Genomic DNA, 10,516 nt, shown 5'->3' with positions numbered 1-10,516 from the left:
CCGCCGCCACCGCCGCCACTGCCGCCGCCGTTGGCGCGGGCGGTGGCCGCGGCGGCCGCCGCGTCCCGCGCCGCCCGCTCGGCCGCCGCCCGGGCCGCGGCCTCCTCGGCCTGCCGCTGGGCGACCCACTGCTGGTAGGCGTCGCGCGCGCCCTGCAGCTCGAGCAGCCGGATCTGGGCCGCCTGCAGCTGCGCCTCGTACCCGGCCTTCTGCTCGGCGACCTGCTCGTAGGCGGCCTGCTGGGCCGCGAGCTGCGAGTCGGCCGCGCGCTTGGCGCTCTCGGCGGCCTCCTCCGCGGCGGCCATCTGATCGCGGGCTGCGCGGGCGGCCGAGTCGGCGTTGGCCTGGGCGACCTTGGCGACCTCGAGCTCGCTGAGCACGGCCAGCTGGTTGTCGGCGACGTAGTCCAGCATCGCCGCGCGCTGGATCAGCTCACCGGGGCCGGCGGAGTCCAGCAGGGCGGCGGTCGTGCTCATCGCCGGGCCTTTCATGTAGCTGTCCCGGGAGAAGAGCGCGATCCGCGCCTCCGACGCGGCCACGGCCGCGGCCGCCTCCTGGAGCTGGGCGGCGGCCCGGTCCGCGACCTCCTGCGCCTGCAGCAACGCCTCCTCGGCGGCGAGGTACGCGGTGCCCGCCGCCTCGGCCAGCACCCCGACCCGCTCCAGCTCGGCCTCGGCTCCGGCGACCAGGCCGCGGATCCGCCCGACCTCGGCAGCGGCCGCCTCCTGCTGCGCCTGGGCGTCGTCCAGCTGGCCGTCGGTGGGGTTGACCGGCGGCGGGGGGACGGCGAGCCCGGGACCGGCGCCCGCCACGAGCAGGGCACCGGCAGCGAGCGCCACCAGCCCCGCGCGCAGCGACCGCCCGGCTCGGGGGCGGTGGGCACGGGCGCGCGGGGTCACCGGTCCGGACGGACGGCGGTGGGACATGACTCGCTCCCTGGGGAAGAGGGTGGGCGTCGAAGCCCAGCGAGAGTCGCACCGTCACCAGTAGTCACAAAGGCAACACGCGGAACGGGTAGCGCACCGCGGTCAAAACGGCCGGTGACCGCATCGGCACGGTCGGTATGTCGACTTCGGGCGTCAGCCGGCGGGTCTCTCGAGCTCGTGGGCCAGCTCGTCCAGCTCCGCGCCACCGGCCATGAGCCGGGTCAGCTCGTCGCGGCTGACCTCGCCCTTGGCGAAGTCGCCCAGGCTCCGGCCGCGGTTGAGCACCAGGAACCGGTCGCCGACGGGGTAGGCGTGGTGCGGGTTGTGGGTGATCAGGACGACGCCCACGCCCCGGTCACGGGCCTGCGCCACGTAGCGGAGCACCACACCGGCCTGCTTGACCCCGAGCGCCGACGTCGGCTCGTCAAGGATCAGCACCCGGGCGCCGAAGTGGACGGCTCGGGCGATGGCGACCGACTGGCGCTCCCCGCCGGACAGCGTGCCGACGGGCTGGTCGGGGTCGCGGATGTCGATGCCCATGGCCGCCAGCTCCCGGCGGGTGGTCTGCCGAGCACGGGCCGCGTCGAAGCGGCGGAACGGCCCCCGGCCGCGGGTGGGCTCGGCCCCGAGGAAGAAATTCCGCCAGATCGCCATCAGCGGGATCATCGCGAGGTCCTGGTAGACCGTGGCGATCCCGGCGTCGAGCGCCTCCCGGGGAGCGTCGAACGCCACCGGGCGCCCGTCGAGCAGCACCTCGCCGCGGTCGGCGCGGTGCACGCCGGACAGGATCTTGATCAGCGTCGACTTGCCCGCACCGTTGTCGCCCAGCACGCAGGTGACCTCGCCGGCCCGCACCGTCGTGGTGATGCCGTCAAGGGCGATGACCGAGCCGTAGTCCTTGCCGACGTCCCGCAGTTCGAGCAGGGGCGCGGCGCCCGGGCCGGTCATCGCCGCGCCGCCTCGGCGTAGCGGCGGACCAGCCGGTTGGCGAGGACGGCGAGCAGCAGCATCGCGCCCAGGAAGAAGTAGAACCAGTCCGCGTCCCAGCGCAGGTACGGGATGCCGAGCTGCGTCATCCCGAAGATCAGCGCGCCGAGCGAGGCGCCAATGGCGGAGCCGAAGCCGCCCGTCAGCAGGCAGCCCCCGATGACGGCCGCGACGATGTAGATCAGCTCCTGCCCGATGCCGGTGTTGGCCTGCACCGAGGTCAGCCGGACGGCCAGGGTGACGCCCACGAACCAGGCGGCCGCGGCGGTGGTCATGAACAGCGTGATGGTCGTGCGGCGGGCCGGGACGCCGACGTTGCGCGCGGCGACGTCGTCCCCGCCGGTGGCGAACACCCAGTTGCCGAACCGGGTGCGCAGCAGCACCCAGGTGGCCAGGGCGGTGAACAGCACCCACCACAGGATGGCGACGCGCAACTCGGTGCCGGCGACGCCGAGCCGCGAGGCGAACACCCATTCGGCGGCGCCGTAGCCGGGGGCGTCCGCGATGCCCCCGGCGGTGACGGTACCGGTGAAGAACTTGGTCAGCCCCAGGTTGAGACCCTGCAGCATGAGGAAGGTGGCCAGCGTGATGATGAAGCTGGGCAGGCCGGTCCGGGTCACCAGCCAGCCGTTGAGGAAGCCGATCGTCAGCGCCAGCACCAGGGCGACCGCGATCGCGACCCAGATGTTCTGCCGGAACTCGACCGCGACGATGCCCACCGTCAGCGCCGTCGTCCCCGTCATCACCCCGGCCGAGAGGTCGAAGTGCCCGCCGATCATCAGCAGGGCGACGGCGACCGCCATGATCCCCAGCGTCGACGCCGGGTCAAGCCAGTTGGCGATGCCGCGCGCCGAGCGGAACACCGGCGACTGGACGGCGAAGAACACGAAGACGACGACCGCGCCGATCAGCGCACCCAGCTCCGGCGTGACCAGCAGCCGGCGGAGCGGCCCGGGGGCGCTCAGGCGCTCGTCGGTGCGCGACGCGGCGTCGGCCCCCCGAGCCGACACCGCGTCGCTCCGGGCGGCGCTCAGCGGGTGCCGGCCGAGGCCAGGTCGGCGATCTCGTCGACGTTGCTCGCATCGACGATGCCGGGTCCGGTGAGCACCGGCTGCCCGCCGCCGACGGTGTTGAGGTTCTCCACGTACAGCTTGAGCATCACGATCGGCAGGTAGCCCTGCTCGTACTGCTGCTGGTCGACGGCGAAGGCGATGTCGCCGTCCTGGATACCGCGGATGACGTCCTCGTTGAGGTCGAAGGTGGCCACCTGCGCCTCGGAGCCGGCGTCGCCGGTGGCCGCCACGGCCACGGCCGCCACGGCGGAGTTCAGGGTGAGGACCGCGTCGATGGTCGGATCGCTCTGCAGCTGCGAGGTGATCGTGGACTGCGCGCCCTGCAGGTCGTTGACGTCGACCTGCAGCGGGGTGACCTCGCGGCCGAGCCCCTCGGACGCGCCGGAGCAGCGCTGCTCGAGCCCGATGTTGCCCGCCTCGTGGACCACGCACAGCACGTTCGCCGCGCCGTCGGCCGCCAGCTGGCGCCCGGCGCCCTGCCCGGCGATGGTCTCGTCCTGCCCGACGTGGCCGATGGCCCCGAACTCGGCCGAGCGCTCGCCGCCGGAGTTGATGGTGACCACCGGGATGCCTTCCTCCACGGCCGCCTCGACGGAGTCCTGCAGCGCATCGGGGTTGGCCATCGACACGACGATGCCGTCCACGCCCTGGTTGACCGCCGCGTCGATGAGCTGCGCCTGGCGCTGCGGATCGCCGTCGCTCTGGTAGTCCACCGAGATGCCGAGGTCCTCGCCGGCGGCCTCGGCGCCGTTCTGGACGACGTCCCAGAACGCGTCGCCCGCAGACCCGTGGGTGATCACCGACAGGGTGAGGTCGCCGGCCGCGCCGCCTCCGCCACCGCCCGCTCCGTCGGCACCGGACTCCCCGCCGTCGGTCGTGCACGCGGCCAGGACCAGGGGCGCGGTCACCCCCATCAAGAGCAGGGCGACCGCCGACGAACGGGGGGTTGGGGCCATGGGATCCTCCTGTGCTCGCGGGAGCCCTCGCCCCCGCCGGTCTCCCGGAATCATGCCCGCAGCCGCCCCAGGACGCGGACGGACCCGCGCGCGTCCCTCCGGTCGGGCAAAGGCCGCCCGGCGATCTACGCTCCTGCGGTGGATGTACTGAGCTCGGGTCACGAACAGGTCGTCTTCTGCAGCGACGCGGAGTCGGGGCTGAGAGCGATCATCGCCATCCATTCCACGGCGCTCGGCCCGGCCCTCGGCGGGACGCGGTTCTACCCGTACCCCACCGAGGACGCCGCCGTCGCGGACGCCCTGCGCCTCTCGCGCGCCATGTCCTACAAGAACAGCCTGGCCGGGCTGGACCTCGGCGGCGGCAAGGCCGTGATCATCGGGGATCCGCACACCCAGAAGACCGAGGCGCTGCTGCGCGCCTACGGCCGGTTCGTCGAGGCGCTGGGCGGGCGGTACCTGACCGCCTGCGACGTCGGCACCTACAACGCCGACCTCGACGTCGTCGGCCGGGAGACCCGGTACGCCCACGGCCGGTCGGAGGCCTACGGCGGCTGCGGCGACTCCTCCGTCCTCACCGCGTACGGCGTCTTCCAGGGCATGCGCGCCGCCGCGCAGCACCTGTGGGGCGCACCGACCCTCGACGGCCGCACGGTCGCCGTGGCCGGCGTCGGCAAGGTGGGCTCCTGGCTGGTCGGCCACCTGGTCGACGACGGGGCCGACGTCGTCGTCACCGACGTCGACGGCGCCGCGGTGGAGCGGCTGCAGACGCGCTACCCCCAGGTGAAGGCGGTGCCCGACACCGCGACGCTGGTGCGCACCCCGCACGACGTCTACGCGCCCTGCGCCCTGGGCGGCGCGCTCGACGACGAGACCGTCGAGGCCCTGCCCGCCCAGGTCGTCTGCGGCGGCGCGAACAACCAGCTGGCCACCCCCGAGGCGGCCGACCGGCTGCGCGCCCGCGGGATCCTCTACGCCCCCGACTACCTGGTGAACGCCGGTGGCGTGATCCAGGTGGAGGACGAGCGGCACGGGTTCTCGTTCGCCCGCGCGCAGTCCAAGGCCAGCGGCATCTTCGACGTGGCCCTGCGCGTGTTCCGCGCCGCCGACGAGGAGGGCGTCTCGCCCGCGGTGGCGGCCGACCGGCTGGCCGAGGAGCGGATGCGCTCGGTGGGCCGGCTGGCGACGATCCGCCTGCCTCGCTGAAGAGCTGGACGGGACCCTGGTCGGGTGACGAGCGTCCCTCCCAGGGGGAGGACGTGTGCCCGTCGCCGATCCGTGTCGTAAGGTTGTCCGAGACATTGTCACTCAGTCGGGGTCGCCACGCGGGCCATCCAGCCCGGGGGCTGGGCTCCCGTACTCCGTAGCGAGGGGGTCGAGCCGATGGGGCGCGGCCGAGCGAAGGCCAAGCAGACACGCGTGGCCCGTGAGCTCAAGTACAGCTCACCGAACACCGACCTCTCTGCCTTGCAGAGGGAGCTCGCCGGATCCACGCCGTCCTACACCGCCCCTCCCCGGGCGACGGACGACGGTGACGACGACGAGTACAGCGACCGCTGGTCCGACGACGACGCGGACGACGACTGGGCCACGAGCCCTCGCTGACCGCGGCTCCCTGAACCGCACCGCCTGACCGCACGGCACCGCACGCCTCCAGGGGCGCCGGTGTCGTCGGTGTCCGCGGGGGCTCCCGCCGACCGCGCTGCGCCGGCCGCGCCCGTGGTGGGTCCGTCCCCCCGACCGGCCGCACGTCACGGCCGTGCTCCGGGAGGTCGACGGGCGCTCTCCCTGCGGGTCATCCGGCACACGGCCATGGACCGGACCAGGCCGTCGAAGGTCCTCGGGTCCCAGCCGGTCAGCTGCCCCCAGCGCTGGAGGCGGTAGGTCACCGAGTTCGCGTGCAGGTGCAGCTGCTCGGCCGCGCGGGCCACGGACATGTCGGCGGCGGCGAAGGCCAGGACGGCGTCCGCCAGGTGCGGATGCGTCGTGGCCGTGGTCGACGCCGATGTCAGCAGCGGCCCCAGCCGGGAACCCTCCGACAGCAGGCACGCCTCGGGCCACACGTCACCGAAACGCACCACCCGGCGGCCGGCCGACGCGACGCCGAGCGCCAGGCGGGCGTCGCCCAGGCTCATCGCGGCGCCCGCCAGCCCGCTGCGCCGCAACCCGACCCCCAGGACACCCTCGTCGGGCAGCCGGGCCGCGAGCTCGTCCGGCCACGCGGGCCCGACGTCCTGGACGAGGAACACCACGGCGCCGGACTGGTAGGAGTGCACGAGCGGGAAGGGGAACCGGTCGAGCCCCCGCCGGACGTCGGGCGACAGCACGACGTCCGCCCGCACCCCGCGCCACACACCAGCCGTGAAGTCGGCGAGCGGGTCGAGGCCCAGAGCGTCCGCGACGTCCGACGCCTCCGCGTCCGGCCCACCACCGAGCAGCAGCTCGACCAGCCGCTGGGAGAGGGTCACCCGCTGGGTCTGCAGCTCCCGGACCACCTCGCCGTGCGCCGCGGCCACGACGGTGGAGATGGCGTGCAGGAGCTGGAGCAGGTGGGCCGCCAGCTCCGGCAGCAGGGGCGCCGCCGGTCCCGGGTCCCGGCAGAGCGCGCGCCAGAGCTCCTGGTCGCCGAGGTGGTACGCGCCGATCAGGACGTCCACGGGGATCCCCTGCCGCGCCCGCCGGCGCGCCAGGTCCGAGGCGCGGTCCAGGTCCTCGGCGCCGAGCATCCGGCGGCCGGCCAGGGCCTCGAGACGACGTCGCTGCTGCTCGGTCACCGCCTCGAGATGCTCCTCGAAGGGCACCACGGCGTACCCCTCGAGGTCCCGCCGGATGGTGGTCACGGAATCGAGCGCCACCCGGTCGAGGTCCGCCGCGACGCGGTCGCACAGGCCGACCACGGCGTCCCACGGGCGAGCGCTCATGCCGTCCTCGTGATTACGACGGGAACCATGCCGTGATTTTGGCGGTCCGGCCGCAGACAGGGGCATCGCGGCCCTCCCATATTGGTGGAGCCACCGAACGCAGGCCTGCCACGCGGTCTGCGCGTGACCACGAGGAGCACGGATGACCCTCACCACCGGACGTCCGGTGCGTCTCGAGGACCGCTACGAGCTGCGCGACGGGGAGATCTACCTGTCGGGTCTGCAGGCCCTGGTGCGGATCGCCCTCGACCAGAACCGGCTCGACCGCCGCAACGGTCTCGACACCGCCACCTTCATCTCCGGCTACGAGGGCTCCCCCCTGGGCGGCTTCGACCTGGAGCTCTCCCGCCAGGGCAGACTGCTCGAGCAGCACCGGGTGGTGTTCAAGCCCGCCGTCAACGAGGAGCTGGGCGCGAACGCGGTCCAGGGTTCGCAGCTCGCGGCGTCGGTGGGCGGCATGACCTGCGACGGCGTGGTGGGGATCTGGTACGGCAAGGCGCCGGGGCTGGACCGGTCCACGGACGCGCTGCGCCACGCCAACCTGGGCGGGGCGGCCCCGACCGGCGGCGTCCTGGTGCTGGTCGGTGACGACTCCATCGCCAAGTCCTCGACCGTGCCCAGCAGCTCCGAGACCGCCATGGCCGAGATCGGGATGACGGTCCTGTCGCCCAGCGATCCGCAGGACGTGCTCGACCTCGGCCTGCACGGCATCGCGATGTCCCGGTTCAGCGGCCTGTGGACCGGCGTGAAGCTGGCCACCAACGTCGTCGACGGCGCGAGCACCGCGGTCGTCCGCACCGACCAGGTGAACTCCGTGTTCCCCGACCGGACGATCGACGGCGTCCCCTACCGGCACGAGGTGACCGCGAAGTTCCTCCAGCCGACGCTGGCCGGCCTGGAGAAGAGCCTCACCACGAGCCGGCCCGAGCTGGCGCTCCGCTACGCCTACGCCAACGGGCTCAACCGGATCGAGGGGGACCCGGAGGCCCGGATCGGCATCGTCACCGCCGGCGCCGGCTACCTCGACGTGCGCCAGGCCCTGACGATCATGGGGATCGGCGCCGAGCAGCTCCCCGCCTCGGGCGTCCGCATCCTCAAGCTGGGCATGGTCTCGCCGCTGGAGCCCCGCATCCTGTCGGAGTTCGCCGAGGGACTGGACGAGATCGTCGTCGTCGAGGAGAAGCGCCCGTTCGTCGAGCTGGCCGTCAAGGACCTGCTCTACGGCGTCCCCGGGGCCCCGGCGGTCTACGGCAAGCGCGGGCCGGCGGGCGAGCGGCTCCTGCGCGCGGACGCCGACCTGCCACCCGAGGTGATCGCCACGGCGCTGGCCCCCCGGGTGCTCGCCCGCACCGGCTCCGCGCCGGTCGCGGCCTGGCTCGAGCGCGCCGCAGCGCCCAGCCGCCCGGCGCGCACCCTGCTGCCGCTGGTCACCCGGACGCCGTTCTTCTGCTCCGGCTGCCCCCACAACCGCTCGACGGCCGTGCCCGAGGGCTCGCTGGTCGGCGCGGGCATCGGCTGCTCGGCGCTGGCGTCGTTCATGCCGGAGGCGCGGGTCGGGTCGATCGTCGGGCTCGCGCAGATGGGCGGCGAGGGCGTCGCCTGGATCGGCATGGCGCCGTTCGTGGAGCACCGGCACCTGCTGCAGAACCTCGGGGACGGGACCTACCACCACTCCGGCAGCCTGGCGATCCGCGCCTCCGTGGCGGCCGGTTCCCACATCACCTACAAGCTGCTGCACAACGGGGCCGTCGCGATGACCGGTGGGCAGCAGGCGGTCGGCAGGATGGCCGTGCCCGAGATCGTGGCCGAGCTGCTGGCTGAGGGCGTCTCCCGCGTCGTCGTCACCACCGAGGACCTCGACCGCTACAAGGGGGTGCGCCTGCCCACGGGCGTGGACGTCCGGCATCGCGACCGGCTCATCGAGACCCAGGAGGAGCTGGCGAGGGTCGAGGGCGTCACCGTGCTCATCCACGACCAGGAGTGCGCCACCGAGCTGCGGCGCAAGCGGAAGCGGCGCAAGGTCGCCGATCCGGTCGAGCGCGTCCTCATCAACGAGCGCGTCTGCGAGGGCTGCGGCGACTGCGGCGCCAAGTCCAACTGCCTCTCGGTGCAGCCGGTGGAGACCGAGTTCGGCCGCAAGACCCAAATCCACCAGGCGTCGTGCAACAAGGACTTCTCGTGCCTGGACGGCGACTGCCCCTCGTTCGTCAGCGTCGTGCCGGGCACGAGGAAGGTCGCGCGGAGCGGGGCCACCCTCGCTGCCGCGGACCTGCCGGAGCCGGCGCTCAAGGTGGATCCGGCCGACTACAACCTCCGGATCACCGGCATCGGCGGTACGGGAGTCGTCACCACGGCCCAGATCATCTCCACGGCCGCGGTCATGGCCGGCATGTACGTGCGCAGCCTCGACCAGATGGGGATGGCGCAGAAGGGCGGCGCCGTCGTCTCGGACATCAAGATGTCCACCTCGCCGTTCTCGGGCGCCAACAAGGTCGCGCCGGGCGAGTGCGACCTCTACCTCGGCTGCGACCTCATCGTCGCGGCGAACGCCGCGAACCTCGAGGTGACCTCCCCCGACCGCACCATCGCGGTGGTGTCCAGCTCTCCGGTGCCCACCGGGGCCATGGTCACCGATCCGACGGCGCGCTTCCCGGACCCCGCTGGGACCAGCGCCCGCATCCTCCAGCGGGCGCGGGCCGGGGACAGCGCCGTCGCCGACGTCCGGCGCCTGGTCGACGGGCTGTTCGGTGACGATCAGTACGCGAACATCTTCCAGGTCGGCATGGCCGTCCAGGCCGGTGCGCTGCCGGTCGACGCCGACGTCATCGAGCGGGCCATCGAGCTCAACGGGGTCGCGGTCGAGCGGAACCTCCAGGCCTTCCGCCGCGGGCGCCAGCTGGTCGCCGACCCCGCCGCCCTGCGTGCGGCCCTGCCGCCGGACGGCGAGCCCGCGGAGCCCCCGTCGGCCACCGCCCGCGCGCTGGCCGCCGGCCTGGACCTGGGCGACGAGTCGCTCGCGGGTCCGGTGCTCCGCCGGATCGACGAGCTGATCGCCTACCAGGATCGGCGCTACGCCGAGCGGTACGTCGCCGTCCTGCGGCGGGTGCAGGAGCGGGAGAAGACCACCACCGGGCACGGCGGGCCGCTCACCGCCGCCGTCGCCGCCGGCCTGTACAAGTTCATGGCGTACAAGGACGAGTACGAGGTGGCCCGCCTGTCCCTCGACCCGGCGCTCGAGCGCCGGGTGAAGGAGCAGTTCGGTGAGGACGCGACCTACTCCTACCGGCTGCACCCGCCGGTGCTCCGCGCGGCCGGCCTCGACCGGAAGATCAGCCTGGGCAGGTGGTTCCGGCCCGGGTTCCGCACCCTCTACGCCATGCGGGGGCTGCGCGGCACTCGCCTCGACCCGTTCGGTCGCGGCCAGGTGCGCGCCACCGAGCGGGCCCTCGTCGAGGAGTACGTCGCCGCCGTGGACGCCGCGCTGGCCGTCCTCGCACCGGAGACCGTGAGCCGGGCGGTCGAGCTGGCGGAGCTGGCCGACGTCGTGCGCGGCTACGAGCAGGTCAAGATGGCCAGCGTGGCGCGGTTCCGCGACCGCCTCGCCGAGGTGCGGCAAGCGCTGGGGGTGTGACGGCCGCCGTCACCAGGGTCTTCCG

At 73.7% G+C, this 10,516-nt stretch carries 8 protein-coding genes; 3 read left to right on the top strand and 5 right to left on the bottom strand.

Going from position 1 to position 10,516, the window contains the following annotated elements:
- From ACFSHS_RS00060 to ACFSHS_RS00045, 4 genes are all read right to left on the bottom strand, one after another.
- The coding region (locus ACFSHS_RS00060; RefSeq protein ID WP_376870235.1) for a coiled-coil domain-containing protein at positions 1-926 on the bottom strand (926 nt) is incomplete at its 3' end.
- Between the two features lie 153 nt (positions 927-1,079).
- Positions 1,080-1,874: an ATP-binding cassette domain-containing protein gene (locus ACFSHS_RS00055; RefSeq protein ID WP_376870232.1), complete on the bottom strand. Its 795-nt coding sequence runs from the start codon at positions 1,872-1,874 to the stop codon at positions 1,080-1,082.
- On the bottom strand, positions 1,871-2,923 hold the full coding sequence (locus tag ACFSHS_RS00050) for an ABC transporter permease (RefSeq protein ID WP_376870230.1): 1,053 nt from the start codon (positions 2,921-2,923) through the stop codon (positions 1,871-1,873). Before ACFSHS_RS00050 ends, ACFSHS_RS00055 begins: the two co-directional genes overlap by 4 nt.
- Positions 2,924-2,943: 20 nt before the next feature.
- The gene (locus ACFSHS_RS00045) at positions 2,944-3,942 is read right to left on the bottom strand and encodes a sugar ABC transporter substrate-binding protein (protein WP_376870228.1); all 999 of its coding nucleotides are present in this window, start codon (positions 3,940-3,942) and stop codon (positions 2,944-2,946) included.
- Positions 3,943-4,080: 138 nt separating this feature from the next.
- Between ACFSHS_RS00045 and ACFSHS_RS00040 the strand changes: the two genes are divergently transcribed.
- Together ACFSHS_RS00040 and ACFSHS_RS00035 are read left to right on the top strand one after the other, a co-directional pair.
- Positions 4,081-5,145 carry a Glu/Leu/Phe/Val family dehydrogenase gene (locus ACFSHS_RS00040; protein ID WP_376870226.1) on the top strand — a complete coding sequence of 355 codons (1,065 nt, stop codon included), beginning with the start codon at positions 4,081-4,083 and terminating at the stop codon, positions 5,143-5,145.
- Positions 5,146-5,322: 177 nt separating this feature from the next.
- Entirely contained in the window at positions 5,323-5,544 is a 222-nt protein-coding gene (locus tag ACFSHS_RS00035) for a DUF3073 domain-containing protein (protein ID WP_376870224.1), read from the top strand.
- A gap of 146 nt (positions 5,545-5,690) precedes the next feature.
- Here ACFSHS_RS00035 and ACFSHS_RS00030 read toward each other — a convergent pair whose 3' ends face one another.
- Entirely contained in the window at positions 5,691-6,860 is a 1,170-nt protein-coding gene (locus ACFSHS_RS00030; RefSeq protein ID WP_376870221.1) for an RsbRD N-terminal domain-containing protein, read from the bottom strand.
- A 142-nt stretch (positions 6,861-7,002) separates the two neighbouring features.
- On the opposite strand from ACFSHS_RS00030, the gene ACFSHS_RS00025 reads away from it, so the two are divergent.
- The gene (locus ACFSHS_RS00025; protein WP_376870219.1) at positions 7,003-10,491 is read left to right on the top strand and encodes an indolepyruvate ferredoxin oxidoreductase family protein; all 3,489 of its coding nucleotides are present in this window, start codon (positions 7,003-7,005) and stop codon (positions 10,489-10,491) included.
- Positions 10,492-10,516: the final 25 nt, after the last annotated feature.

Origin of the sequence: Blastococcus deserti (assembly GCF_042682525.1) — a bacterium.
GTDB classification, from domain to species: Bacteria; Actinomycetota; Actinomycetes; order Mycobacteriales; family Geodermatophilaceae; genus Blastococcus_B; species Blastococcus_B deserti.
This window is presented reverse-complemented; position numbering and strand designations above follow the sequence as displayed.

Coding starts and splice junctions, on each gene's coding strand:
- ACFSHS_RS00055 (WP_376870232.1), bottom strand. CDS start 1,874: ATGACCGGCCCGGGCGCCGCGCCCCTGCTCGAACTGCGGGACGTCGGC.
- ACFSHS_RS00045 (WP_376870228.1), bottom strand. CDS start 3,942: ATGGCCCCAACCCCCCGTTCGTCGGCGGTCGCCCTGCTCTTGATGGGG.
- ACFSHS_RS00030 (WP_376870221.1), bottom strand. CDS start 6,860: ATGAGCGCTCGCCCGTGGGACGCCGTGGTCGGCCTGTGCGACCGCGTC.
- ACFSHS_RS00035 (WP_376870224.1), top strand. CDS start 5,323: ATGGGGCGCGGCCGAGCGAAGGCCAAGCAGACACGCGTGGCCCGTGAG.
- ACFSHS_RS00025 (WP_376870219.1), top strand. CDS start 7,003: ATGACCCTCACCACCGGACGTCCGGTGCGTCTCGAGGACCGCTACGAG.